This is a genomic window from Candidatus Thermoplasmatota archaeon (assembly GCA_018814355.1).
Classification (GTDB): Archaea; Thermoplasmatota; Thermoplasmata; order UBA10834; family UBA10834; genus COMBO-56-21.
The window spans coordinates 23,809-48,536 of the sequence record JAHIZT010000054.1; the positions used below are offsets into that span (position 1 = coordinate 23,809).

Below are 24,728 nucleotides of genomic sequence, written 5' to 3' on the forward strand. Positions count from 1 at the left end.
ATACGTATCCAGCCTTGATGGGTTATGGTGGCTTGATTGAAGATAACATGGCTCGGTCATTCAGCATTCTTGATAGAGGGCAGGAACAAGGTTCTCATAGATCCGTTCTTTACGGGCAACCCGAAGGCTGCAGTATCTGCGGACAAGGTCAAGTGCGACATCATATGCGTCACCCACGGTCACGGAGACCATCTCGGGGACGCAGTTGAGATTGCGAGGCGCACAGGAGCCACGATTGCGTCCATAGTCGAGATGGCGAACTACGTCGAGAGGACCGGCGTGAAGAGCGTCGGGTTCAACCTGGGCGGCACAGCGAAGGTACTGGACACCAGCATCACGATGGTCCCAGCGTTTCACTCGTCCTCGATAGGCGCGCCCGGTCTCGAGTTCTCTGCGGCGATGCCCGTGGGCATGGTCATCGATTCCGGAAAGGTCGTCTACCACGCGGGCGACACGTGCGTCTTCGGGGACATGAAGCTCATACGCGAGCTGTACAGACCTGAGGTGGCGATGCTTCCCATCGGTGGGTTCTACACGATGGATCCCAAGCAGGCCGCGATGGCCACCGAGCTGATCAACCCGAAGATAGTGATACCCATGCACTATGGCACTTGGCCTCCGATCGAGCAGGATCCGAAGGAGTTCGAGAGGCTCGTGAAGAAGTCGTCCAAGGCGAAGGTGGTCATTCTGAAGCCAGGTGAATCGCTGGAAGTCTGATCCAAGATGACCGCGAAACTCAACCCGGACGAGATCAGGCAGCGGCACGGGCCCATGTTCTCGAAGCGATTCATTACCATGGTCGACGAGCGAACGGGCAGGGCAAAGATATTCGAGGAGTGCTGCGCCCAGGGGCCGGTCGAATGGGACGCCGTCAACAGGCTCAGGGCACGAGGGGTCGTGGAACATGTTGAGGTCCTCGGTACCACATTGATCATGGACGCTAGGATAGGAGAGGGCGAGGTCCGGTTCGGTCCAGCGACCAACAGCACTGGCGGCCAGGCCTTGAAATCGCTTTTCGTCAAGGACGGAAAGGTGGAAACCACATGGATCGGCCTTGCTGGTGCAAGCGTCGGGGTCGGCGCCTGTCTTCCCCAGGCTGAAGGCGTCGAGAAGACCGAGTTCTTGAGCGACGAGCTCGTGGGCGGAAGCAGGAAGGTGGAGGTGAGGATCACCACACCGGTCCAGAGGAGACTGATCATCGGGATAGACGACACCGATACGAAGGATGAAGGCGCGACATGGGTCTTGGGGCTCAACATGGGCCGGAAGATGCCCTATGGGGTGTTCTTGTCGCACAAGATAATCCAGCTCAACCCGCACGCGCCCCAGAAGACGACGAACTGCGCGTCAACAGGCGTCGGGTTCGCGATGAAGCCGGAAGAAATCAAGAAGGCGGTCAGCTGGGCCAAGGAGTTCGTGGAGAAGAACACTCTCTCGGACCAGACTTCGATGGCAGTCTACGAGGGCCTGGAGGTCCCGAGGAAGCTCGTGAGATTTGGTGCTGATGCCAAGGAGATCATACTAGCCATACATGATGCCGATCATACCGCGAAGGAGAACGGCGTGCACATACACGAGATAACAGGCAGGAGAGGTGCCATTGGAGCTGTAGCCGCCATAGGATGCTTCGACCTGGGCCTGTACAGCGCTGGCCTGCCTGAGGATTTCCGCCACGCCTAGTTTTAAGTGCATTTTGCGCATTTGGTTGCCCTGACGGTCAATCACAATGACATCCGATCTCTCAAGGGCGATCTCCACAACCGCCTACAACACCTATGAGAAGCGGCTCATGAAGGAGGTCCTGGCCTTGCCCGTTCCGCACCATGTCGCCATCATCATGGACGGGAACAGGCGCTACGCCAAGGAGTTCGGGCTGCTCGTGTCCGAGGGACACGAGAAGGGCAGGGAGAAGCTCGAGAGCATACTCGAGTGGTGCATGGAGCTCGGCGTCAGGATACTCACCGTCTACGCCTTCTCTACGGAGAACGTCGGCCGGGACAGGGACGAGGTCGAGGAACTGATGCGCCTGTTCGTCCAGAACTTCCGCAATCTGGCAGAGGATAAGAGAGTGCACAAGTACAAGATAAGGGTCAAGGTTCTGGGCCAGAAGGACCTTCTCCCGAAAGACCTCAGGGAAGCTATCGAGTACGCCGAGGAACAGACAAAGAACTACAACGAGTACTTCTTCAACATCGCTGTTGGCTACGGCGGCCGCGAGGAAATCGTCCACGCCATCAAGAAAGTCGCTGAGGCGGTCAAGGACGGAAAGATGAAGGTAGACGATATCACCGAGAAGACTTTCACCGAGTTCCTGTATACAAAGGACATGCCCGACCCCGACCTCGTCCTCAGGACATCGGGCGAAGAGCGGATATCCAACTTCCTCCTTTGGCAGCTGGCATATTCGGAGCTCTACTTCTCGGACGTGTACTGGCCCGGCTTCAGGAAGATCGATTTCCTGAGGGCCGTGAGGTCGTACCAGCTCAGGAAGCGCCGGTTCGGCACTTGACGGCAATTCGGCGCTGTCTTAATTGCCAATCGTCAGGTTTTGGCTCTGTTCGATACGAAGTTATGCCTTCTTCACCTGTTTTTTGTGTGGATTCCGTTACCTTGAAGTATGCCTTGCCTATTGCAGGGGCGGGTATCATCAATGACATCCGCGCCTCCGGAAGAGCACCCGTGCGAGATATACGAGAGATGGAAGGGCCTAGACCTCAAGATGCTCCCCATCGACAGGACCGACATCAGGATACTCTGCGAGCTGAGGGAGAACGCCCGCATGAGTAACTCGGAGATCGCCAAGAAGCTGAGCGTAACGGAGGCGACGGTCAGGCGGAGGATCAAGAACCTGATCGAGAAGGGAATCATCCTCAGATTCTCCATACACATCGACTACAGGCTTATCGAGAACACGGTCAAGGCATACATCCATGTCAAGACCGTCACGGACAAGCTCGACAAGGTCGTGCAGCATCTCACGAACCACAACAGGGTGGTCGCAGTCTACAGGGTCACGGGCGAGTACGACCTTCTCGTTGTAGCGCTCTTCGTAGGCATGACCGAGCTGCAGGAGTTCATAGACACCTTCCTGAAGACGGACGGGATCAAGGAGACGGACACGCAGATCGTCATGAGCGCACACAAGGGTGTGCCGTGGACGGGCATCTGAGTCTTAGAGCTCCGAATGAATGCAATACGGGCATCGCCATCATCCCAGAGGGACCTTTGTGAACATCGAAACTAGAGGGCTCATCCTCCGTGGATTGGGACTTAAGGACGCTAGCTTTCTGGTAGAGCTGGTAAACGACCCAGAGACCAGGGAAGTCATGGGCGCGTACGATCTGGTCTTTCCGGTCTCTGTCGATTCTGAAGAGAAGTGGATCTCGAAGGTTTCGGAGAGGACCGATGAGGCCCACATGATCATCACCACTCGGAAGGGTGGCAGGGCGATCGGCATCCTGTCTCTCAAGGATATGAGCAACAAGAATGCATCCGCCCATCTATCCATCATCCTCGAGAGGAAGAGCTGGGACAAAGGGCTCGGCACGGAGGCCGTGACAGGAGTCCTCGATTTCCTATTCAGCAGGAAGAACACGCATCGTGTCTGGCTCAGGGTCGACCGGAGGAACGCGAGGGCTATCAGGTGCTACGAGAAGTGCAGGTTCTCGATGGACGGCGTCCTCCGAGAGGATCATTTCGCGGCCGGCGCGTGGCAAGATTCGCTCATCATGTCCATCCTTGCGGATGAGTTCAGGAGACGCTCCCGATGATAAGAGGCACGAAAATCAATCTTGTCGCCGTGAGCGAGAAGTATCTCAAGGAGTATGTCCGCTGGATCAACGACCCTGCGGCCACTGACATGCTCGGCGTTCTTCTCTTCCCCATGTCAACGGAGCAGGAGCGCAAATGGGTCGACGGTGCCATCGCCGAGAAGGACTTCGAGAAACCATTCACGATTTTGACTAAGGACGGCAAGCCGCTCGGCAATTGCGGGTTCAACAGGATCGACTATGTGAACAGATACGCGGTCCTGGGCATTCTCATCGGGGAGGTCGACTTCTGGGACAAGGGATATGGAACCGACGCCATTCGGACGCTCCTCAGGTTCGCCTTCCAGGAGCTGGGGATGCACAAGGTCTGTCTGAACGTAGACTCTGTCAACGACCGCGCGATCGCATGCTACAAGAAGTGCGGTTTCGTACAGGAGGGACGGTTCAGGGAGCACCAGTTCCACCACGGAAAGTACGTAGACAGCCTGTCGATGGCAGTCCTTGCCGAGGATTGGTTAAGAGAGAACGGCAAGCCCAGGCGGGATAAGAAGGGTCCGAAGAAGTGACCTACGCTGCCTGAAGAGCTATCTGGACGACATCCATCGTCTTGATGTCCAGACCCGCCTTTTTCGCGCCTGCATTCAGGTTCACCTGGCAGAACGGACACGATGTGGCGATGACCTCCGCCCCTGCCTTGACGAACTGCTTCACGCGCTCCGCGGCGATGTCCTCGGCCATGTCATTGAAGGCCGACTTGAACCCACCACCCGCGCCGCAGCATTGGGCGTCCTCTTTCTCTTCCCTGATCTGGATGAGCTCCAGCCCTGGAATCGCCTTTAGGATGTTCCTCGGCGCATCGTAGACCTTGGCATGTCTGCCCAGGTGGCACGGGTCGTGGTACGCCACCTTCTTCTTGAACTCTTTGGTGAATTTCAGCTTCCCGTCCTTGATCAGCTTCTCGAGATACTCTGAGATGTGGTACAGCTTGTAGGACGGCTTTCCCGTGAGGCTGGGATAGTCGTTCTTCATCGTGTTGTAGCAGCCCGCGCAGGCAGTGACCATGGCCTTCCAGCCGCGTCTGTCCATCTCCCTGACATTGTGCGGCGCGAGCTCGTCCCGGACGGGTCCTTTCTGGCCAGTCCTCAGCAGTGGGGAGCCGCAGCACCATTCGTCCTCGCCGAGGATGTTGAACTTGACGCCTGCCTTGTCGAGCAGCTTCGCGGTCGCCGCTGCCAAGGGCTGCATCCTGTATGCCTCCGTGCAGCCCGTGAAGAAGACGACATCCGGGTTGGGTGAGAGCTTGATGTCAACTGGCAGCCACGCGGCCCTCTTCTCCTTGGGCTCGTCGTACGGGTTCCGCTTCTGTACCACCCTCTCCTTGATCTTCCTGGAAGCCTCTGGCGGGCTAAATCCCTCTGAGATCAACCATTCCTTGACCTCTTCCCAGAGCTTCGGGAACTCGATCTCGACATGGCAGGTGTGCTCGCACGCGGCGCATGAAGTGCACTGGAACACCCTCTCGACGAACTTAGGCGTTATCTTGGTGCTCCGTCCGAGCAGCCTGTCCATCGGGGTCCGCGCGGCCATCTGCTTGAGGTAGAAGACCTTGCCTCTTGGAGATGAGGACTCCCAGCCAATCACTCCGTGGACCGGACAGACATCCTTGCAGTATCCGCATTGCAGACAGGCGTAGAGGTCCTTCTCAATCTCGTTGATCTTTCTCATGACAGTCACCAAATGATCGTCCAATGCTCCCGGACCTGTCCCATCAGGGTCGGGAGCCGCTTCAGTCCCTTGTCCCGAGTGATGGCTTCAATGATGATAAACCTAGCGAGCTACATCCGTAGTGGTAGTACCTGGCCTACTTGCGTCGGCTACGGGATTTCGCCTTCGGCTTCTTAGGCTCGAGACGAATCTCAACTACCTTGCCCGGCCCGTATCCCTTTAGGCTGCTGAGCATCCCCCGGACGGTGTCGTCAACGATGCTCGACACGAACCTCCCTGCCGCAATCCTTTTGCCGCCCACCAGTATCTGCACGCCAATCTCCGAGAGCTCCTTGCAGTCTTTGAGCACTCTCTTCCCTGCCACGATCGCCCTTGCGAGGCCATCGCAATCCAGACCGCACTTGCCGCAGTCGAGGCCCGGGAGCTTGTCCTTGACCCGCTCGACCGCAACCTCGTTCTCGACATACTTCACTATGTCCCCCAGCTTCGGGTTGGTCAGTACGGTGCCCTTCCTGGGGGTTACATGGCCGATCGCAACCTTCGGGAACGAGCCCTCCTTGAACCCTTCTATGATCAAGACATCGGGCTTGAACTCCGACATGATCATGCACGCGATATCGTCCGCTGGGGTCTTCGAGTGTTTGATCAATGTCGTCTCGGTCTCAGACGAGAACACGACAGGGTCGCTCCCAGCCTTCCAGTGCCTCCAAGTGTCCTTGCCCTCGCAGTCGATGGTCTTGTCGTGGGGCGTGTGCTTCATCGAGGACACTTTGTACCCTTTCTTCACCAGCGCGCGTACCAGCTCCTCCACGAGCATGGTCTTGCCGGAATCCTGGTAGCCGTAGATACCTATGATCATCCTGCCGTCCTCGTGACCGATACCTGTCACCGGGGATAAAAAGAGATTGAGGTTGCTACTTCCGCCTAAGAAGCGAGCCGACCATCCGGGGTATGCTGGAGTATATCGAGTCCTCGCTCCAGTCCAGCTCCTCCTTCTCGCATACTGTCGATTCGTTCAGGGCGGACGCGGCCTCTCTCAACGCCTCCATGTCCTTGTCCGTCGCCGTCCTCTTGCTCACGATCGAATCGATCTTCCGCAACATCTCCTGGGCAGCTACTATCCTGTTCTCCGTCCTCTCCGCGACCTCGGCCGAGATGAGCCCCATCCGCTTCTTGATGGCGTTCATGCCCAGCCCCGATGCGTAGGTGGCGTCGACTATCGCATCCCGGGTCATCCATCCGGTCTCGTAGTTCAGGACGTATTTCCAGCTGGGCATCGTCGCGAGCTTGATGTGGTCTTCGAGGCTGGATGCGAACAGCCTGTAACCAGTCTGCTCCGGATTCTCAAAAGCAATCCCGCCGGGGTCGATGAACGGCGCCAGAGGACTGATGAACGGAAAGAGCCTCTTTCCCTTGAACTTCTCATAGAGCTTCTCGGCGTATCTCACGGTCCCCTCGACGGATTCCTTGGTCTGGGTCGGCAGGCCGATCATGTAGAACATATCGAACCTCCCGCACCCCGCATTGAGGAACGCCTCAGCGGACTTCTCGAGGCCCGCGTTCGTATAGTGCTTCCCCTGAGCCGTTCTCACGCTCTCGTCATGCGTCTCCGGCGACATCTGGACGCTGAAGCTCTCGATGCTGTTCGAGACCTCGGTCGCGAACGCCCCGTCAGCTGGGGCGAAGAGTTCGATCACTACCTCGTTCCTCACCTTCCGTTTCTTGAGCTCCGCCAAGAATCTCGAGGCGTAGCCCATACCTGCCTGGCGGATGTCGCCGACGACGAAGGTGGCGCCCTTGACATAATCCTCGGCCCTCGAGACGTCGTCCGCCAGCAACTCAGGGGATCGGTATGCAGGCTTGCTTCTGCCGAAGTTGCCCTTGAACGACTCGCACGAGCCCGCGCAGTTGACGCAGTTGTGCGTGCACCCCCTGACGGACACGGCGATCGACATCGGGTTGGACTTCCAGTTCTTGTAAGGCAGATGGCCTTCGAGGTCGCGGTACTTGAGGACCTTCCTGATCATCAGACCGTAGTCAATGAGTACATCATCCAGGGTTTCCGGGACGTGCGATAGCGGATTGACCTTGACGCTCTCTCCGCTCCTCCAGGTGAGATTGGGGACTTCAGACGGGTCCTTGCCCGATGAGGTGGCATCCATGAGCATCTCTAGCGGCTTCTCCGTGGAGTCCCCTCGGACCACGAAGTCCACTTCTGGATGATTCCTCAGGAGCTCCTCGTGGTAGTATGTCGCGCTGAACCCCCCCATGATCACGGGCTTGTCGGGATGGTGTCTCTTGACCATCTTCGCGAGCTCGAGCGCCCCCTGGACATGCGGCATCCAGTGGAGGTCTATCCCGAATGCCTTCGTATCGATGGATCTCACGAACCTATCAGGGTCGAACCTCTTTGATGCGAGCATCCTCGTGGCTATGTTGACTATCCTTACCTCGTACCCCTTGGATTCGAGGTGGGATGCTATCGTGGTGAATCCGATCGGATACATCTCGAAGACTGGCGTCGATGGTATCAAGTCGCTGACTGGCCCTAGAAGAAGGGTCCTCTTCCTGAAGTCCATGACGCTCGGGGGATGAAGGAGGATGAGATCGGGCCTGGCCATTGGTCTGGAAAGCCTCGCTCGACATTTAATAACCTGTTAAATTACATCAGGAAGGGTTGCGGACATGGTGCGGGCTCGGGATTCTGCCAATAAGACTATATCCGGAACAAGGAATCTAAGGGTGATAACCATGAAGCTAGCAAGGATACTAGTCGGATGTCTTGCGCTGACAATGCTTCTGTTGGCGGTAGCTGGGAACTCTGCTGCGGGTGTTGACACCATTGGACCTGGGGCCTCGCACACCGAGAAGTTGAAGGTAGATTCGGGAGAACTGGTGGTCTACTGGTGGGCCGCTACTTCGGATCTGCACTTTGTGATGAAGGGCCCGGACGGGACCACGATTGTGGACGTCACGGACGACTCCTACACCTACGACGTCTCCTTGATCGCGACCCAGGGCGGAACTTACACCCTGAAATGGACGAATGACGGCACAACCGCGTCCGTCTTGACCTTCTCCAGCCCGTTGCAGGATCTCGGACACACCTTCGACGTGCTCTTCTGGGGAGTTGTCATTGGCGGAATCATCATAGTTGCCGTGATCGTCCTTGTCGTGGTCCTCTCGCTCACGAAGAAGAGCAGGACGCCCCAGCCGGGAATGACCCCGCAGATATCGGCCCAGTATGTGGCCCAAGTAGCGGCGACGGGCAAGTGCCCGATGTGCGGCATGCCTGTGGATCCTCAGGGGTTGTTCTGCGCGAAGTGCGGTGCCAAGCTGAGATGAGCTAGGCTTCGGTCTAGCGTCGCACATCTGCGATCGATAGATCCGTCGATGAGCCAGAGGGCTCGATTGTCTCCGTGAGATGCCCGTGCGGAAGAATCATTTATCCCATCGGACCATCCTTGAACAAAGTTCGAGCACAGTCGCCGAAACACGACACTGACGGCCTTCAATCGCGACCCATTATTCGATAAACCCTTTATGCAAATGAACACCGCATTATCGACGTTCTGAGGGGTAGATTTCGAAGAGTCGCTCATCTTGAGAGAGATTGCGAGAAGCCTATACTCAGAGACGAGGCGCAGACTCTTTCGTACATCCTTGTTCCTAAGTAGTAGAGATACGCTCCAACGACAATCACCGCAATCCCAAGAAGCATGAGCCACCACGTTGGACCGACGGACTGGTCGTATGGAAGCTCTCTGGACTCTTCGCTTATGGACATCACCGACATGCTGCCAATCAAGAGAGCGAGAATCCCCAGGACTATGAGTATGATCCCCTTGACTTTGAGCCAATTCGTCATTCGAACCCTCTGCCCGAATCGTCTTTCCTCCCCTATTGGCTTTTCTCGGAGAACAAGGCTGGGGCAGAGAGTGGCTCCACGACGTTGATTATATAGCGACCGCTCGTTCCAAGAGTCACCAACTGAGTGTGGCAGGGGGAGGAATTGCGTGAATGCTAGAGTCTTAGTTGTACTGATTGGAGTTGTGCTAGGGTGTCAGGTCCTGATGATTGGAGGGCCGGCTCAGACTACTGCGGCTGACGTGGATTCGCGTCCTGTTTGGGGATATGCGAGCCCCATCGAAACGGAGGAAGCCGGAGATGCCTTGTACCCGAGTATCGTCATGAACGAGGAAGGGTATGGCGTAGCCGTGTGGATACAGTCCGCCGAACCCGAAGGCCTGGTCCATTCCATCTGGGCGAACAGATACTCGACTTCTGAAGGATGGGCAGGTCCGGTGCAGGTCAGCTCCACGGAGGGTTTGGATTGCACAGTGGCGCGAGCGGCCGTCGACCCGCAGGGGAACATCATCGTCGTGTGGACCTCCTTTGGGAACGGGGCCTTCAACATCTGGAGTATCAGGTACTCCGTTGGAGAGGGATGGGGAGTTGCGGAGCCGATCGACCCGAGCCCAACCGTCTCGACTTTGTTGGCTGATGTCGTCTGCGACAGTAACGGAAATGCGTTCGCCTTTTGGCTCGAGTACGGCGCGGTCAAGTCAAGCAGATATGTTGATGGTGTCGGTTGGGGACCCGCGGAAAGCGTAAGCACTCATGGCGGGTACGCGCAACCTGCAAGCTTTGGAGTGGATTCGCACGGCAATGCAATCGCGGTCTGGTATGACGGGGGCGACTATAACTCAGCCATGCATCGCATCTGGTGCAACCGATATGTTGTGGGAGTAGGCTGGGGACTGGACGAGCTACTGATGTCCGCACCGGGTGTGGCCAATCCATCGGTCGTGGTGGACGACGCTGGCAACGCAGTCGCGCTCTGGTTCGAGCCGAAGTCCGATGCCGGCTTTGCCCCTAGAGACGTTTGGTCGAGCAGATTCACCGTCGGCGCGGGCTGGGGCAGCCCTGAGATGATCGAAGGGATCACAAACTACCTCTGGAGCATGAATCTAGCCGGCGATGGATCCGGGAACGCCATTGCTGTGTTTGAGGAGTTGGACACGATAACCACCTCATTTCATCTCTGGACCAAGAAATACTCTCCCTTGACTGGATGGAGTCCAAAGGTGGAGGTCGGAACTTCCGGATTCTCGCCGGCTATTGACATCAACCACGATGGACTAGCTGTATTGATTTGGCTGGAATGGAATCAGGGTACGGTGTCGTCGAGCAGATGCACGCCTCAGACGGATTGGACCCAACCTGAGCTGGTCGGTACGGAGGGGAGCCAAGACCTGTGCATTGCGGTAGATGGCAATGGTAACGCCATCGCTGCTTGGATGTTGTACGACGAGCGGTCCAACATCTATGGCAACGAGTACGGAGTCCCACTCGAGGTCATTAGCGCGACGGTCGCCATCAAACCCGAAGCGTTGAACCCGGGCAGCATGGGCAAGTGGATCACGGCGTACATAGAACTGCCGGAGGGCTTCGAGATCAGCGACGTCGTGGTGGACTCCATTAGGCTCAACGGCCAGTTCCCGGCGACAGGCCCCAGCGATTTCGTGGACTACGACAAGGACAAGGTCAAAGAGTTGATGGTCAAGTTCGACTTGCAGAGTGTATTGCACACGTGCCCTGAGATTGTAGGCAAGACGTTCACGGCCACGATCACCGGCACGTTGACTTCGGGGATTATGTTCGAGGGTTCGGACACCATCACTCTGTTGGCTCCGCGTTCGCGCTGATGCCTTTCTTGCCTTAGGGCCTTCTCCGATGCGAGGCTAGAAGGGAAGAGAGACACCCCGACGATGGAGGCTATGCTCGCACACCTAGATGCACTCTCGATGCCTAGCAGAACCCCGAAGGCGAGAGAGTCTCCCCTATTTCGGGTAGGCCTAAACCCCAAACCCTTTACACTGTTTTGCACTCACGACTATTCAGAATTGTCGGTAGTCAGCTTCATGGACTGAGTAACGACTTTATACATTGTAGCGAATCCCCGGGCAATGCTTGCAGAGGACTATATGGGAGTCGCAGTTTTTGCGATCATAGCCCTTCTGATTCCAACGCTCGTATTCCTCCTCTCGAGATACATCCGGACGGACAAGAACGACCCTCGAGGCATGACAACCTACGAGTGCGGTGAGGTCCCGGTGGGGGACGCTCGGATACAGTTCCATTTCCAGTACTACATGTATGCGATCATCTTCGTGGCATTCGACCTGGTGACTGTCTTTGTTCTCATGTGGGCACTGGTGTTCTCTGACCTGGGTCAGCTTGCGAAGCTCTACATGCTGATATTCCTGGGAATCCTTCTCGTTGGAGTGACGTACGCGCTGAAGAAGGAGGAGATAATCTGGATATGAAGACCGCTCCCAACGATCCATCCATGGGAAATGTCCTCGCGTTCCGGTCAAAGGATTTCCTCAAATGGGCTGACAATGTTCTCGAGGGCATCCTTAGGAGGTCGCCAATAGGGACCGGAGTCGACCTCATCACCAAGGACTTCTTCAACTGGGCCACCAGGAACTCCATATATCCCTTGCACTTCGGCATCATGTGCTGCGCGCTCGAGATGGCCGTCGCATCCGCCCCGAGGTTTGATGCACAGAGGTTCGGTGTCATCTACCGGTCCACGCCGAGGCAGTGCGATGTCCTCCTCGTCAACGGCCCAGTTAGCAAGAAGCTCAAGCCGGCCCTTAGGAGGCTGTACGACCAGATGCCTGGGCCGAAGTGGGTCATAGCGATGGGCGAGTGCGCCATATCTGGTGGGCCTTTCTACAACAGCTACAGCGTCGTGCCAGGCGTCGACCAGTTCATACCGGTCGACATTTACATACCGGGGTGTCCAGCCAGACCAGAGGCGCTCATTGACGGGTTCATCAAATTGCAGAAGATAATCAAAGACAACAAGAAAGGACTGCTGACAGGCAAGTGAATCTCAAGACAATCAAAGGGGAGACTGACATGGGAGAGCGGGGGAAGAGCATTCTGTCGGAGGGCCTTGAGAGAGCCCCCAGCAGAATAGACGAGGTTCCCGAGGAGAGGGTCATCAGAGCGCTCCTTGACAACTTCCCATCGACCGTTACCGACTTCAAGAAGCTCAGGAAGGGCGTCATAAGGGCAAAGATGGAGCGCAGGGAGCTCTACAAGTGCTGCAAGTTCCTCAGAGACCAGCTGGGGTTCGAACACTTGTCCATGATCTCAGCGGTCGAGTACGACAACAGGTTCGAGATCGTCTACCACATATCCTGCTACGGTTCCTGCCTGCTCCTGGAACTCATCACGAGCACGCCCAAGGACGACCCGAGCGTCGACTCCGTCTCCTCCGTCTGGGGAGGGGCCAACTGGCAGGAGCGGGAGTCCTTCGACCTAATGGGCATCAAGTTCAACAACCACCCGAGGCTGGAGCGCATACTGCTCCCCAAGGACTACCTGTACCATCCGCTGAGGAAGGATTTCAAAGGGGGTGACTGAGTGGCCGAGATGTGGATCAACATGGGCCCCCAGCACCCGATGACGCACGGTCTCTGGAACCTCAGGATCAAGGTCGACGGGGAGACGATCACAGACGCAGAGCCGGAGGTCGGGTACCTGCACAGGGGGATAGAGAAGCTCTGCGAGGGCAAGACGTACACTCAGATCATACCTCTCGCCGACAGGCTCTGCTACGGGTCGTCCATGACCTGGAGCCACCTGTACTGCCTCACGGTCGAGGACCTGATGGGCGTCGAGGTGCCCGAGCGCGCGGAGTACATTCGCGTGGCAGCGATCGAGATGCAGAGGATAGCGTCTCACCTGATGTGGCTCGCGGCGTACGCTGTGGACCTCGGGGCTATGGTCGGATTCATCTACACTATGAGGGACAGGGAGGTCTTCATCGACCTTCTCCAGGCGCTGACCGGCTCGAGGCTCACCTACAACTATCCGAGGATAGGCGGGGTGGCGCACGACGTGCCTCCGGACTTCGAAAGGGATTCCTTGCGCGCGTGCGACTACATGGAAAAGAAGCTCGTGGAGTACGAGGACCTGTTCGACGGTTCGAAAATCTTCATGATGAGGAACGTCGGAGTCGGCAAACTGCGCAAGGAGGATGCCATGAACCTCGGGGTCACGGGCCCGCCGCTCAGAGCCTCCGGCGTGAATTACGACCTCAGGAAGGATATGTCATATTCGGTCTACCCTGAACTTGATTTCCAGGCATGCACCCTTCCGGACGGCGACTGCTATGCCAGATACCGAGTCAGGATGGATGAGATGTACGAGAGCTGCAAGATCGTCCGCCAGGCGATACAGAAGATGCCCAAGGGCAAGTGGAGGATTGTGGCTCCCAGGAACGCCCCATCGGGCACCGGCCTCGGAAGGGTCGAGGACCCGAGAGGCGAGGGGATGATGTACGTCGTAGGGGACGGGACTGACAAGCCCTACCGCCTCAAGATCAGGAGCCCGATCTTCGTGACCGTATCTGCAGCCAAGAAGATGCTCGTGGGATACAAAGTGGCCGATGTCGTGGCGATCATGGGCGGGCTCGACATGTGCATCGGGGAGGCTGATAGGTGATGCCAAGATGAACCTGTTCACTTTCAGCTACGGTATCATACATTGGCTCGTCGACCTCATCAACCATCTGTGGTACTGGCTTGGCGATGTCCTGCCCTGGCAGTTCGGGGACTTCTTCGACGCCGTCGGCGAATTCGCAGCGTCCGACGGGCATATCACGGTGATGGCCATCTTGGTGGAAGTTCTCATAATCGTCATCATCGCGCTCGTGAACGTTCTCAACTTCATCTGGATCGACCGGAAGTTCATGGGACGCATGTTCGATTTCTACGGCCCGTACTACGTCGGCTACAGGATCGGCGGCTGGCTCCAGAACCTTGCGGACGGGATCAAGCTGTTCGTGAAGGAGATAATAACGCCTGCTAAGGCCGACAAGCTGGGGTTCCTCCTAGGACCAATCATATTCGTCGGCTCGTCGTTCCTCGCCTTGTCCACGATACCTCTTGGCCGTGACTTCGGGATATCGACGAACGCCTCCGGGGCCGGCGTGCCCGGCAGCGCGCTTATCGCGTTCGCGTTCTTCGCCATCGCTCCGTTCTCGATACTCATCTGTGGCTGGTCCTCGAACAACAAGTATACGCTCATCGGCGGACTGAGGTCCGCTGCCCAGATGATGAGCTACGAGATACCCATGCTGCTCACGGTCGCGAGTGTCTTCCTGATGGCCGGGAGCTTCAACTTCATGGAGATCGTGGATGCGCAACACGATGTGTGGTTCGCGATACCACTCTTCCTCGGATTCGTCATATTCCTGATATGTCTCGTCGCTGAGGTCGAGATACAGCCGTTCGACCTTCCGGAGGCCGAGGCCGAGCTCGTGGAGGGCTGGACGACGGAGTACTGCGGCATGCGGTTCGGCTTGTTCATGATGACCTCCTACCTGAGGGGATACATAGGAGGCGCGCTCGCCACCGCCCTCTTCCTGGGCGGTTGGCACGGCCCTGCACTGATCCCGGACCCGATATGGTTCCTGATCAAGGCGTACATCGTCTTCGTCATAATCGAGTGGATGCGCTGGTCCGTCCCGAGGGTCAGGGTGGACCAGTTACTGAACATCGGCTGGAAGAGGCTAATGCCTCTGGCGATGCTCAACCTGCTCATAGCTGCGTCCCTTAAGACCTTGGGGTGGTTCTGATGCCGGCCAGGAAGAGACTGAACAGCTTCGGTTTCGTGTTCAGGCCGATGAAGCGGACCGGGAAGCAGGTCTGGGAATCTCTCATAGTCGGCAAGCCCAATACCGTTCTTTACCCGTACCACAAGCTCAATCTCCCGCCGACCTACCGCGGGAAGCACACGCTCGACTTCAAGAAATGCATCGGCTGCGCCAACTGCGTCCAGATATGCCCCAACGACTGCATGTGGATGGAGAAGATCGAGGATCCCGAGCTCGGAAAAATAGAGAGGCCCGGGATCGACATGGGAAGATGCCTGTTCTGCGGTCTGTGCGTGGAAGTCTGTCCCACTGTGGCGCTCCACGAGACGGTCGAGTTCGAGCTCGCGAGCAGTGACAGGGGCAAGATCAAGTTCAGCGCGAAGGAGCTCAGGGACGACTCCTATGCTGACAAGGTCGTCGAGGAGCGGCAGAAGCGAGCTGTTCCAGTGCTCGACCTGGGCAAGTGCACTGGATGCGAGAAGTGCGCCGGCGAGTGCCCCGAGATGTGCATCGCGATGATGCCCGTCGAGAGCGTGGGGAAGTTGAAGCCGGAGATCGCGCTGCCCAAGTGCACTGCGTGCGAGAAGTGCGTGGTCGCGTGCCCTGAGAAGGCCCTGACGATGAAGGACATGTACGAGTCCTACTTCGAGATGCCAGAACCGAAGTTCATACTCAAGAACTGCACTGGCTGCAACGCGTGCGCGAAGGCCTGTCCCGCGGATGCGATATACATGATGGAAATGCCGGGCACGGAGAGGATACTCAAGGACGGCAAGAAGAGCAAGCCGAAGAAGAGAGCCGTGTTCGTGCTGGAGAAGTGCGTCGGGTGCGGCAAGTGCTTCCGGGCGTGCAAGTTCCAGTCGATCGAGATGCCGGGGGTGAAGAAGTGACCTGGGAGCTGTTCATATTCCTGTTCATGGCTGCCTCGGCCCTGATTTCCGCCATGATGGTCATCGCGTCCAAGGAGATAGTCCATAGCGTGATCGCCCTGGCTACCAGCTTCATATCCATTGCCGTCCTGTTCGTCATGCTAAGCGCAGAGTTCGTCGCCATCGTGCAGATCCTGGTCTATGTTGGCGCGGTTGTCGTCGTCATCCTGTTCGGTATCATGCTCACAAGGCGCGAGATAATGGAGAGTGAGAAGCGATGAACACCGCAGTCCCGCGCGCATTGGCGGCCGCGGCCCTCGCGCTGCTGTTCATAGGCGCCATCCTGCAGGTCGACTGGCCCTCCGGCGAAATGGACCAGACCACTAGCCGGGAGGTCGGCCAGACTCTCTTCGGCTATTCGAACCTCTCGGGATACGGCCTCATCATGATGCTGATAGGTCTGTTGCTGCTCGTCGCCATGCTCGGCGGGGTGTTCCTCGCGAAGGAGGAGAAACCATGATCCCGATCGAATACTGGCTCGTGTTCAGCTCGCTCCTGTTCGCGATCGGAGCATACGGCGTGCTGTCCAGGAAGAACGCCATCGTCGTGCTAATGTCCATCGAGATCATGCTCAATGCCGCGAACATCAATCTGGTGGCATTCAGCTCATATCACACTGCGCTGCACGGAGTCCCGGACGCCTCGGGCCAGGTGTTCGCGCTGTTCTCAATCGCAGTCGCCGCTGCAGAGGTTGCAGTCGGCCTGGCCATCATCCTGTCGGTCTACAGGGGATATCAGACGATCGATGTTGACAAGATCAACATCCTGAGGTGGTAAGATGCTGGAGTACGCGTGGCTCATACCGGTCTTCCCCTTCGTTGCCTTCATCCTCATAGGTCTCCTACCAAGGCGCACGCTCGGCTGGGAGGACGGTGCGGGCTATGCGATTGTGGGCGCCGGGGGCGCGCTCATCATCTCCATGCTCATGATATGGGAGGTTATCAACGGTCGTACTCTGACGATCGATGCGCCCAGCACGGAATGGCTCGTCATCGGCGGCTTCTCTATCAGGTTCGGGATCTGGATAGACCAACTCACGGCGGTGATGCTTGTGGTCGTCTCCATCGTGGGCACTCTCGTCGTCATCTACTCGGGCGGGTACATGCACGAGGAGGCCGAGCGGAGGAGGCGGTACTACGCGGAGATCATGCTGTTCATATCTGTCATGTACGGCCTCGTGATTGCCAACAACTACCTCGAGATGTTCATCTTCTGGGAGCTCGTAGGTCTATGCTCCTACCTGCTCATAGGCTTCTGGTACGAGAAGCCCTCGGCTGCCAGTGCGGCCAAGAGGGCCTTCATTGTGACCCGCGTGGGCGACATCATGTTCATGGCGGGCATCATCATCCTGCTCAAGTATGTGGGGGCGCTCGACTTCGCCACACTATTCGCATCGGGAGGCGTGAGCGCAGTTCCCCAAGACATGCTGACGCTCTCCACCGCTCTCATCTTCGGCGGCGCGATAGGCAAGAGCGCGCAGTTCCCGCTGCATGAATGGCTGCCGGATGCGATGGAGGGCCCGACGACCGTGTCCGCCCTCATACACGCTGCGACCATGGTGAATGCCGGTGTGTACCTGACGGCTAGGACATATCCACTCCTTGTCCAGACTCCGGATAGCCTCCTGTTCGTCGCGGTCATAGGCGGAATAACGGCGCTGCTCGCCGCAACGGTCGCGCTCGTGGCTACGGACATCAAGAGGGTCCTCGCATACAGTACCGTGAGCCAGCTCGGGTACATGATCCTCGGACTGGGCGCGGGCGGCTGGCTGCTGATCAAGTCGGGCTCCACCGCTGGCTATTCCGCGGCCTTGTTCCACCTGATGAACCACGGTTTCTTCAAGGCGCTCCTGTTCCTTTGCGCTGGCAGCGTGATCCATTCTGTCGGCACCAACAATATGCGCGTCATGGGAGGTCTTCGTAAGAAGATGCCGATCACATCGATCACGATGCTCATCGGAGCACTGGCAATCGCCGGCATACCCCCGCTCTCGGGCTTTTGGAGCAAGGACGAAGTGCTCTCGTCGGTCTATCACGCTGGCCAATTCGACAGCGTGTTCCTGCTGCTCTGGTTCATGGGCGTAGCCACAGCTTTCCTGACAGCGTTCTACATGTTCAGGATGTGGTTCATGACCTTCTCCGGCGAGCCGAGGTCCGAGTACCACGCGCATGAGTCCCCCAGAATAATGACCGTGCCTCTGATGATCCTTGCCGGGCTTGCGGCAGTCTCTGGATTCGTCCTGTTCATGGGGGAGGGCTTCAAGCTCTTTCTCGAACGCTCTCTTGAGGGCCTCCCGATGCTCGTCCCCGAGCACGAGTCCTTCGCGGACATCGCTTCGAACGTGTTCACTGATGTGTTCACCTATCTTGTCCTCGGCCTAGTGGTCGCGGGCGTATTGATTGCCTACAGGATCTATCACATGCCAGGCTTCGACAGGTCAGTGTTCGCCAGGGGCTTTTCGGGCAGAATGCAGAAGGTCCTCGAAAACAGATGGTACATCAGCAAGTTCTACGACGATTTCGCGCTGACCGTCTGGTACGGATTCTCGCTCATAGCTGATAAGTTCGACAGGTATGTCATAGATGGCATCGTGAACGGCTTCGCCTACCTGGGAGCGAACTTGGGCGGAGTCATCAGAAAGGCCCAGTCAGGGAATGTCCAGAGGTACGCGAGCCTGATAGTCCTGGGTATCGTCCTGCTGCTGATCTTCGTGGTATACATCTTGCCTTGGGGAGGTCTGTGACATGTTCGAGGGCGTTCCGATAGTTTCGATCATAATCCTGATGCCTCTCATCGGCGCCGCGTGCACCTTCCTCCTCGGGAGGTACGAGAAGTATGCCAAATGGGTGGCGCTCTCGTTCTCATTGGTCGCGCTGGTACTGTCGGTCCTAGTGGCCCTGGTCTTCATGGTCGAGCCCGATTCGACGGCAACTGGATACCATGACGGGCGCGGGTTCTACAATTTCCAGTTCTACGAGTCGGCCACCTGGATCAAGTCGCTCGGGATAACGTACATCGTGGGCCTCGACGGCATCGGCCTCCCGATGTTCGTGCTAACCACGCTCCTAAGCACGCTCTCGATATTGTTCTCGTGGGACACCAAGCTCAGGCCGAAGGAGTACTTCGGGCTCATGCTCATACTCGAGGTCGGCGTCCTGGGCGTGTTCTCGTCTCTGGACTACTTCGTGTTCTATGTGTTCTGGGAGATCGTCCTGATACCGATGTACTTCATGATCGGTGTCTGGGGCGGGCCGAACAAGGACTATGCGGCGATCAAGTTCTTCATCTACACGCACATCGCGAGTCTAGCGCTCCTCATCGCCATAATGGCCATGTACTTCCAGGCGGGCGTGAACTCCTTCGGCATGGAGGACATATGGCGCGCGGGGCAGACGGAGTTCACAAAGGTGTTTCAGGTAGCTGCCTTCGGAGCAACATTCTTCGGGTTCGGCGTGAAGCTTCCCATGGTTCCGTTCCACACTTGGTTGCCTGACGCGCATGTCGAGGCACCGACCGCTGGAAGCGTCTTGCTGGCCGGCCTGCTGCTCAAGATGGGCGGCTACGGCATCATCAGAGTGGCCATTCCCACTTTGCCCGAGGGCGCGGATGCGTTGCAGATAGTGATGGCCATTGTCGCCATCGCGAGCATCCTTTACGGTGCGATTTTGTGTCTCGCCCAGAAGGACCTCAAGAAGATGGTCGCGTACAGCTCCATCAGCCATATGGGCTTCGTGCTGCTGGGATTCGCGACGTTCACTCAGCTGGGGATCGTCGCGGGCGTGTTCCAGATGTTCGCCCATGGGCTCGTCACGGCAGTCCTGTTCATGATGTGCGGTGTTGTCCAGCACCATTGCGGTACCAGGATGATCCCGAGCCTGGGAGGGCTGTCCAAGAAGATGCCCGTGGCCTCGACCATGATGACGATCGGGTTCCTTGCCTCATTGGGTCTGCCGGGCCTGGTTAGCTTCGCTGCCGAGTTCATGGTGCTCGCGAGCATGTATCAGACTTGGGCGCTCTGGCTGTTCCTTCCGATAATCAGCGTCGCGATCACTGCTGGGTACTACATGTGGGCCCTGCAGAGATCCATGTTCGGTCCGATGACGCAAAAGATCGACACCGCGCATGTGCACGATATCAGCTGGTTCGAGGGAGCTCCTGTTGGGATACTCATCGCTCTGATCGCGCTGTTCGGCGTGTTCCCGATGCTCATATTCCAGTACATAGACCCAGCGGTGAAGATAGTGCTCGGGCTTCTGGGAGGTGGATGAGGTGTCCGTCTGGAACTACTTGGACGTGCTTACCCCACAGCTGCTTCTGATAGTGTTCGCGCTGCTGATGCCAGCCCTCGACTACATCTTCAAAGACAAGCGGGTCATCTCCATGATGGCACTCGCGCCGCTGGTCGCGGTCGCCGCTGCGCTCATATCATGGATATTCCTAGATATCTGGACCCCGCCGGAGAGCCAGATCAGCCTGATCGATTTGGACATCTTCGCCGGCCTGTTCATGCTCGTGTTCGTCTCGGTGGGGATCGTCGTCGTGCTCGGCTCACCAGAGTTCATCAAGAACGACAAGAACCAAGGTGAGTACTATGCGCTCATCCTGCTGGCCATCACGGGCATGACGATCGTTGCAGAATCCACCGACCTGATCGCCCTGTTCGTGGGCCTCGAGATCGCAGGCATATCGTCGTTCGCCCTCTCCGGCTTCAGGAAGACGGAGAAGAGGAGCGCAGAGGCAGCGACCAAGTACTTCATCGTCGGAGGCTTCTCGTCAGCGCTGACGCTGTTCGCCATATCGCTCCTCTACGGGGTCGGCGGCACGACCAACATAGCCTCCATAGGTTCCATACTGACGACATCCACCGCGCCCTGGATCATAGACTCTCACCCGGTCGTCCTGCTCGCTGCGGTCATGCTAATGGCGGGCATCGGGTTCAAGATCGCAATGGTCCCGTTCCACATGTGGGCCCCGGACGTGTACGAGGGTGCTCCGACGCCGATATCAGGCCTGCTCGCAGCCGCCTCGAAGAAGATGGGATTCGCCGCGTTCTTCAAGATATTCCTCGTTGCGATAATCGTCACGAAGACGGATTGGGAGGAAGCGGTCGCCGTCCTCGCGATCCTCACGATGATTGTCGGCAATCTGATCGCGGTCTCGCAGACCAACATAAAGAGGATGCTCGCGTACTCGTCGATCGCCCAGGCGGGCTACATACTGATCGCGCTCCCGGTGGCAACCCAGTACGCAGTCGCTGGCGGCATATTCCACATCATCACGCACGCGTTCATGAAGTCCGGGGCGTTCATGGTCGTCGCGGCAATGGGGGCCGTGGCTGTCGGCGAGAAGCTCGAGGATTTCAAAGGACTGAGCAAGCGGTCGCCCTTCCTCGCGTTCTCCATGACACTGTTCCTGCTCTCGCTGGCGGGCATCCCGCCTCTTGCTGGCTTCTCTAGCAAGTTCGTGCTCTTCTCGTCGGCGGTGGAAGCCTCCTTCATAGATGGTCAGGGATGGATGATATGGCTCGCGGTCGCTGGCGTGCTCAACAGCGCTTTGTCATTGTACTATTACGCGCGCGTGATCAAGAATATGTACATGGAGAAGGGCCCTTCGGAAAAGGTGAGGGTCCCGCCGATGCTCGGAGCCGCCATCTCCGTCGCGGTGATCATGGTAGTCGCAATCGGCATCTATCCGGATGCGGTCGTCACAGCCTGCAGGCACGCGGGCGAAACCTTCTCGGGCCTTGTTTCCGGCTGGCCCTGAAGCCCCTGTCGGAAGGCATGGCCAGACGCTCATTTTCCACCCTGTCCAGCAGGCACTACGCTTAAGTAGCAAATGGTCAATATGCGCAACACCATGACCACGAAGCCATGGGATTTCGGCATCCAGAAGGAGCTCCGGATGGTTGATGAGAAGCTCCACGAAATGGTGAAATCCCGGGAGAAGGTTCTGACTGACGCCTCCTTGCATGTCATAGACGCCGGTGGCAAGAGGATCAGGCCGACGGTCACGATCCTCGCATACAGGGCTCTTGGCGGCTCCGATGTCTCGAAGATAGTCGATATCGCAGCCGGGTTCGAACTCATACATTCAGCGACGCTCATACACGACGACATCAACGACGGCGGCTCCACTAGGAGAGGCCGGGAGACAGTTTTCAAGAAGTACGGTATGCACGATGCCATCGTAACCGGCGACTTCCTCTTCTCGCAGGCGTTCAGGATAGGAGGCGTGTTTGACAAGACGGTAGTGCAGACGACAGCGGACGCCTGTGCCGCGTTGGCCGAGGGCGAGATACTTCAAAACAGGTACAGGCACAGGAAGGATCTGACCGTTGACACTTATCTCCAGGTCGCCGAAAGGAAGACCGCGGAGCCCATCAGAGCAGGCGCGATGGTGGGCGCCTACCTGGCAGGCGGCAGCCCTGAGGCGATCCAGAGCTTGGGAGCGTACGGACAGGATCTAGGCATCGCGTTCCAGATCGTCGATGACATCCTCGATTTCACAGGCGATGAGAAGAAGACCGGCAAGATGGTCGGGAACGACCTCAAGGAGGGCAACCTCACTCTGCCTTCCCTGCTCGCAATCAAGAGCTCCAAAGATGCGAAGAAAGCAATCCTGGACGTGATAGCCCGCGAGGAACCATCGGCGGACGATGTCAGGAAATGCGCTCAGCTCGTGATCAAGTCGGGAGCCATCAAGAAGGCCAAGGACATGGGAGAGTTCTACGGGATAGAGGCCCTAGGACATCTCGGATGCCTGTCTGATAACCAGCACAGCCAAGGCCTCAGGGACCTGGTGAACAAGGTGCTCGGAAGGGAATCGTGAGGATGCACTGATGGATCCGCAAGGCATGAGTGGAAGGGAATGGCACGAAGTGATGGACGCCATGGAGGAGGTCGGGCCTTACTACGACAGGGTCAATTGGATGATAACATTCGGACTGGTGGACAAGTGGCGGAAGAAGGTCGCCTCCATTGCTGGTCCGGACGATGTGGTGCTCGAGATCGGGTCCGGTCCGGGCAACTTCACAAAGCATCTGACATCGAACCAGGTGTTCGCACTCGAGCCGTCCAGCGAACTGTCGTCATATGCGAAGCAGCTGCTCGACCACGACAGGGTGACTTTCCTGAAGGGCGTAGGCGAAAGGATCCCTCTCACTGACAAGTCCGTTGACAAGGTGTTCTGCGTATTCTCGTTCAGAGACTTCTTCGACAGGCGCGCAGGGGCGGAGGAGATGCACCGCGTGCTCAGAGACGGCGGAGAGGTCGTGATTGTCGACATGGCGAAGCCACCGCCAGGTCCGTTGGCGAAGATGCTTGAGTTTCATGTCAGGCATATGGTCCCGCCGCTCACGCGCCTTGTAGTGCCATCTGTTGCCAGGGAGAGATGGACCCGGGATCCCTACCGAATTCTCCTCGATACATACGATGCCTACGGGTCAACAAAGGTCTATGAGGACCTTTTAAAGAGGACAGGTTTCTCTGACGTATCGACCGAGTATCTGGAGCTCAAAGGAGCGACGATGACCAGGGGGATGAAACCTTGGACGTCGACGTTCTGATAGTCGGCGCTGGTCCGGCTGGGAGCACGACCGCTAGGTACTGTGCGGGAAGAGACCTAGACGTTCTGATGATAGACAGGCGGACCGAGATCGGTTACCCTGTCCAATGCGGTGAGTTCCTCCCCGATGCGAAAGAGATGTACTCGATGTTCCCCAAGAGCATGGACCTCGAGGAGCTTTTCACGCTCGACGACTCGCTGGTCACCGGAAGTTCCGACCACATCGATCTGATCTCCCCCAAGGACAGGGTCTACAGGTGTGCGTTCAGGGGTCGCACCCTAGACCGCAGGTCGTTCGACAAGTACCTGGCGGGACTGGCTGTCGAGGCGGGTGCGAGGCTGGAGACCGGCGCTTCATTGTTGTCTATCAAGGACGGGTTGGCAAAGACGACCCTCGGGGATGTCAAGGCGAGGGTGATAGTTGGAGCTGATGGACCGAATTCGAGGACCGCGAAGAGCATCGGCTTGTCTGGCCCGGCTGCGAAGTATCCTGCGATAACATGCCATGCCGATGGCGACTTCGAGCCCGTCATCAAGATGTATTTCGGACACCTGGCTCCGGGAGGCTACGCCTGGGTGATCCCCAAGCGGACCGGCGCGAATGTGGGGGCCGGATTCAACCCGAAGCTGTTGAAGGAGCGCCCAAGCGAATTGTTCAGGAGGTTCGCTTCGAGGCTCGGGCTGACCTACGAGGACGTCTCCATGAAGCTCGTTCCTATGTCAGGACCTGTGCCCCAAACCGTGAAGGACAACGTGCTCCTCGTAGGAGATGCTGCGGGCCAAGTCATGGCTACAAACGGCGGTGGCATACCGATAGCTATGATCGCTGGTAGGATCGCCGGACAGACTGTCAGGCAGCACTTGAAGGATGGCCGGGCGCTGTCGGAGTATGAACGAAGATGGAGGGACGTCCTGGGCAAACCACTTGCAGATTCCTTGTGGACGAAGACGCTCGGGGACCGCTTCTTCCCGACAGACAGGCGCACCGAGTTCGCGATGTTCGTGCTCAGGAGATGGGGCCTGGCCAGGGCGATCAGGTGCACCAAGGTATTCTATCTATTCTAG

At 57.6% G+C, this 24,728-nt stretch carries 27 protein-coding genes; 23 read left to right on the forward strand and 4 right to left on the reverse strand.

The genetic code is table 11. From position 1 onward, the window contains the following. Window positions 1–36: 36 nt before the first annotated feature. The 6 genes from KJ653_04050 to KJ653_04075 all read left to right on the forward strand — a co-directional run bounded on the left by KJ653_04050 (window position 37) and on the right by KJ653_04075 (window position 4,336). Window positions 37–717 (forward strand): metal-dependent hydrolase, encoded by a 681-nt coding sequence (locus tag KJ653_04050; protein ID MBU0685004.1) that lies wholly within the window; start codon window positions 37–39, stop codon window positions 715–717. A gap of 6 nt (window positions 718–723) precedes the next feature. Then, window positions 724–1,680 (forward strand): DUF1743 domain-containing protein, encoded by a 957-nt coding sequence (locus tag KJ653_04055; protein ID MBU0685005.1) that lies wholly within the window; start codon window positions 724–726, stop codon window positions 1,678–1,680. Window positions 1,681–1,726: 46 nt separating this feature from the next. Then, complete coding sequence (uppS, locus tag KJ653_04060) at window positions 1,727–2,509, forward strand: di-trans,poly-cis-decaprenylcistransferase (protein ID MBU0685006.1); 783 nt, start codon at window positions 1,727–1,729, stop codon at window positions 2,507–2,509. 141 nt (window positions 2,510–2,650) lie between these two features. Further along, on the forward strand, window positions 2,651–3,169 hold the full coding sequence (locus KJ653_04065) for an Lrp/AsnC family transcriptional regulator (GenBank protein MBU0685007.1): 519 nt from the start codon (window positions 2,651–2,653) through the stop codon (window positions 3,167–3,169). Window positions 3,170–3,227: 58 nt separating this feature from the next. Continuing rightward, window positions 3,228–3,770, forward strand: coding sequence for a GNAT family N-acetyltransferase (locus KJ653_04070; GenBank protein ID MBU0685008.1), 543 nt, complete (start codon window positions 3,228–3,230; stop codon window positions 3,768–3,770). Continuing rightward, window positions 3,767–4,336 (forward strand): GNAT family N-acetyltransferase, encoded by a 570-nt coding sequence (locus KJ653_04075; protein ID MBU0685009.1) that lies wholly within the window; start codon window positions 3,767–3,769, stop codon window positions 4,334–4,336. Before KJ653_04070 ends, KJ653_04075 begins: the two co-directional genes overlap by 4 nt. Window position 4,337: 1 nt before the next feature. Here KJ653_04075 and KJ653_04080 read toward each other — a convergent pair whose 3' ends face one another. The 3 genes from KJ653_04080 to KJ653_04090 all read right to left on the reverse strand — a co-directional run bounded on the left by KJ653_04080 (window position 4,338) and on the right by KJ653_04090 (window position 8,116). Continuing rightward, the gene (locus tag KJ653_04080; protein MBU0685010.1) at window positions 4,338–5,495 is read right to left on the reverse strand and encodes a (Fe-S)-binding protein; all 1,158 of its coding nucleotides are present in this window, start codon (window positions 5,493–5,495) and stop codon (window positions 4,338–4,340) included. A 136-nt stretch (window positions 5,496–5,631) separates the two neighbouring features. Further along, window positions 5,632–6,384: a molybdopterin-guanine dinucleotide biosynthesis protein B gene (gene mobB / locus KJ653_04085; protein ID MBU0685011.1), complete on the reverse strand. Its 753-nt coding sequence runs from the start codon at window positions 6,382–6,384 to the stop codon at window positions 5,632–5,634. Between the two features lie 25 nt (window positions 6,385–6,409). Then, entirely contained in the window at window positions 6,410–8,116 is a 1,707-nt protein-coding gene (locus tag KJ653_04090; protein MBU0685012.1) for a TIGR04190 family B12-binding domain/radical SAM domain protein, read from the reverse strand. 130 nt (window positions 8,117–8,246) lie between these two features. On the opposite strand from KJ653_04090, the gene KJ653_04095 reads away from it, so the two are divergent. After that, a complete protein-coding gene (locus tag KJ653_04095; GenBank protein ID MBU0685013.1) occupies window positions 8,247–8,840 on the forward strand; it encodes a zinc ribbon domain-containing protein in 594 nt (197 codons plus the stop codon). Window positions 8,841–9,093: 253 nt separating this feature from the next. On the opposite strand, the gene KJ653_04100 is transcribed toward KJ653_04095, so the two are convergent. Further along, entirely contained in the window at window positions 9,094–9,363 is a 270-nt protein-coding gene (locus KJ653_04100) for a DUF3185 family protein (GenBank protein MBU0685014.1), read from the reverse strand. Window positions 9,364–9,667: 304 nt separating this feature from the next. Between KJ653_04100 and KJ653_04105 the strand changes: the two genes are divergently transcribed. The 16 genes from KJ653_04105 to KJ653_04180 all read left to right on the forward strand — a co-directional run bounded on the left by KJ653_04105 (window position 9,668) and on the right by KJ653_04180 (window position 24,728). Next, window positions 9,668–11,203 (forward strand): hypothetical protein, encoded by a 1,536-nt coding sequence (locus tag KJ653_04105; protein MBU0685015.1) that lies wholly within the window; start codon window positions 9,668–9,670, stop codon window positions 11,201–11,203. 261 nt (window positions 11,204–11,464) lie between these two features. Then, window positions 11,465–11,824, forward strand: a complete 360-nt coding sequence (gene ndhC, locus KJ653_04110) for an NADH-quinone oxidoreductase subunit A (GenBank protein MBU0685016.1) — start codon at window positions 11,465–11,467, stop codon at window positions 11,822–11,824. A gap of 23 nt (window positions 11,825–11,847) precedes the next feature. Next, window positions 11,848–12,396 (forward strand): NADH-quinone oxidoreductase subunit B, encoded by a 549-nt coding sequence (locus KJ653_04115; protein ID MBU0685017.1) that lies wholly within the window; start codon window positions 11,848–11,850, stop codon window positions 12,394–12,396. 29 nt (window positions 12,397–12,425) lie between these two features. After that, window positions 12,426–12,935: an NADH-quinone oxidoreductase subunit C gene (locus KJ653_04120; protein ID MBU0685018.1), complete on the forward strand. Its 510-nt coding sequence runs from the start codon at window positions 12,426–12,428 to the stop codon at window positions 12,933–12,935. Continuing rightward, the gene (locus KJ653_04125; protein MBU0685019.1) at window positions 12,936–14,018 is read left to right on the forward strand and encodes an NADH-quinone oxidoreductase subunit D; all 1,083 of its coding nucleotides are present in this window, start codon (window positions 12,936–12,938) and stop codon (window positions 14,016–14,018) included. It abuts the gene before it with no gap. Window positions 14,019–14,025: 7 nt separating this feature from the next. Continuing rightward, window positions 14,026–15,153, forward strand: a complete 1,128-nt coding sequence (gene nuoH / locus KJ653_04130; GenBank protein ID MBU0685020.1) for an NADH-quinone oxidoreductase subunit NuoH — start codon at window positions 14,026–14,028, stop codon at window positions 15,151–15,153. Beyond that, entirely contained in the window at window positions 15,153–16,061 is a 909-nt protein-coding gene (locus KJ653_04135) for a 4Fe-4S binding protein (GenBank protein MBU0685021.1), read from the forward strand. Before nuoH ends, KJ653_04135 begins: the two co-directional genes overlap by 1 nt. Next, a complete protein-coding gene (locus KJ653_04140) occupies window positions 16,058–16,321 on the forward strand; it encodes an NADH-quinone oxidoreductase subunit J (GenBank protein MBU0685022.1) in 264 nt (87 codons plus the stop codon). Before KJ653_04135 ends, KJ653_04140 begins: the two co-directional genes overlap by 4 nt. Then, window positions 16,318–16,560 (forward strand): hypothetical protein, encoded by a 243-nt coding sequence (locus KJ653_04145; protein MBU0685023.1) that lies wholly within the window; start codon window positions 16,318–16,320, stop codon window positions 16,558–16,560. The genes KJ653_04140 and KJ653_04145 overlap by 4 nt, the downstream gene beginning before the upstream one ends. Then, complete coding sequence (gene nuoK, locus KJ653_04150) at window positions 16,560–16,877, forward strand: NADH-quinone oxidoreductase subunit NuoK (GenBank protein ID MBU0685024.1); 318 nt, start codon at window positions 16,560–16,562, stop codon at window positions 16,875–16,877. Before KJ653_04145 ends, nuoK begins: the two co-directional genes overlap by 1 nt. A gap of 1 nt (window position 16,878) precedes the next feature. Continuing rightward, a complete protein-coding gene (gene nuoL, locus KJ653_04155; protein MBU0685025.1) occupies window positions 16,879–18,843 on the forward strand; it encodes an NADH-quinone oxidoreductase subunit L in 1,965 nt (654 codons plus the stop codon). A 1-nt stretch (window position 18,844) separates the two neighbouring features. Next, window positions 18,845–20,368: a NuoM family protein gene (locus KJ653_04160; GenBank protein MBU0685026.1), complete on the forward strand. Its 1,524-nt coding sequence runs from the start codon at window positions 18,845–18,847 to the stop codon at window positions 20,366–20,368. 1 nt (window position 20,369) lies between these two features. After that, window positions 20,370–21,863, forward strand: a complete 1,494-nt coding sequence (locus KJ653_04165; GenBank protein MBU0685027.1) for an NADH-quinone oxidoreductase subunit N — start codon at window positions 20,370–20,372, stop codon at window positions 21,861–21,863. Window positions 21,864–21,956: 93 nt separating this feature from the next. Continuing rightward, on the forward strand, window positions 21,957–22,928 hold the full coding sequence (locus tag KJ653_04170) for a polyprenyl synthetase family protein (GenBank protein MBU0685028.1): 972 nt from the start codon (window positions 21,957–21,959) through the stop codon (window positions 22,926–22,928). Window positions 22,929–22,938: 10 nt separating this feature from the next. Then, on the forward strand, window positions 22,939–23,664 hold the full coding sequence (locus KJ653_04175) for a class I SAM-dependent methyltransferase (protein MBU0685029.1): 726 nt from the start codon (window positions 22,939–22,941) through the stop codon (window positions 23,662–23,664). Further along, a complete protein-coding gene (locus KJ653_04180) occupies window positions 23,646–24,728 on the forward strand; it encodes an NAD(P)/FAD-dependent oxidoreductase (protein MBU0685030.1) in 1,083 nt (360 codons plus the stop codon). The genes KJ653_04175 and KJ653_04180 overlap by 19 nt, the downstream gene beginning before the upstream one ends.

Bases quoted from the DNA above. Each gene is read 5' to 3' on its own strand.
- KJ653_04055 (MBU0685005.1), top strand. From the start codon at position 724: ATGACCGCGAAACTCAACCCGGACGAGATCAGGCAGCGGCACGGGCCC.
- uppS (MBU0685006.1), top strand. From the start codon at position 1,727: ATGACATCCGATCTCTCAAGGGCGATCTCCACAACCGCCTACAACACC.
- KJ653_04065 (MBU0685007.1), top strand. From the start codon at position 2,651: ATGACATCCGCGCCTCCGGAAGAGCACCCGTGCGAGATATACGAGAGA.
- KJ653_04075 (MBU0685009.1), top strand. From the start codon at position 3,767: ATGATAAGAGGCACGAAAATCAATCTTGTCGCCGTGAGCGAGAAGTAT.
- KJ653_04080 (MBU0685010.1), bottom strand. From the start codon at position 5,495: ATGAGAAAGATCAACGAGATTGAGAAGGACCTCTACGCCTGTCTGCAA.
- KJ653_04090 (MBU0685012.1), bottom strand. From the start codon at position 8,116: ATGGCCAGGCCCGATCTCATCCTCCTTCATCCCCCGAGCGTCATGGAC.
- KJ653_04095 (MBU0685013.1), top strand. From the start codon at position 8,247: ATGAAGCTAGCAAGGATACTAGTCGGATGTCTTGCGCTGACAATGCTT.
- KJ653_04100 (MBU0685014.1), bottom strand. From the start codon at position 9,363: ATGACGAATTGGCTCAAAGTCAAGGGGATCATACTCATAGTCCTGGGG.
- ndhC (MBU0685016.1), top strand. From the start codon at position 11,465: ATGCTTGCAGAGGACTATATGGGAGTCGCAGTTTTTGCGATCATAGCC.
- KJ653_04115 (MBU0685017.1), top strand. From the start codon at position 11,848: ATGGGAAATGTCCTCGCGTTCCGGTCAAAGGATTTCCTCAAATGGGCT.
- KJ653_04120 (MBU0685018.1), top strand. From the start codon at position 12,426: ATGGGAGAGCGGGGGAAGAGCATTCTGTCGGAGGGCCTTGAGAGAGCC.
- nuoH (MBU0685020.1), top strand. From the start codon at position 14,026: ATGAACCTGTTCACTTTCAGCTACGGTATCATACATTGGCTCGTCGAC.
- KJ653_04135 (MBU0685021.1), top strand. From the start codon at position 15,153: ATGCCGGCCAGGAAGAGACTGAACAGCTTCGGTTTCGTGTTCAGGCCG.
- KJ653_04145 (MBU0685023.1), top strand. From the start codon at position 16,318: ATGAACACCGCAGTCCCGCGCGCATTGGCGGCCGCGGCCCTCGCGCTG.
- nuoL (MBU0685025.1), top strand. From the start codon at position 16,879: ATGCTGGAGTACGCGTGGCTCATACCGGTCTTCCCCTTCGTTGCCTTC.
- KJ653_04160 (MBU0685026.1), top strand. From the start codon at position 18,845: ATGTTCGAGGGCGTTCCGATAGTTTCGATCATAATCCTGATGCCTCTC.
- KJ653_04170 (MBU0685028.1), top strand. From the start codon at position 21,957: ATGACCACGAAGCCATGGGATTTCGGCATCCAGAAGGAGCTCCGGATG.
- KJ653_04175 (MBU0685029.1), top strand. From the start codon at position 22,939: ATGGATCCGCAAGGCATGAGTGGAAGGGAATGGCACGAAGTGATGGAC.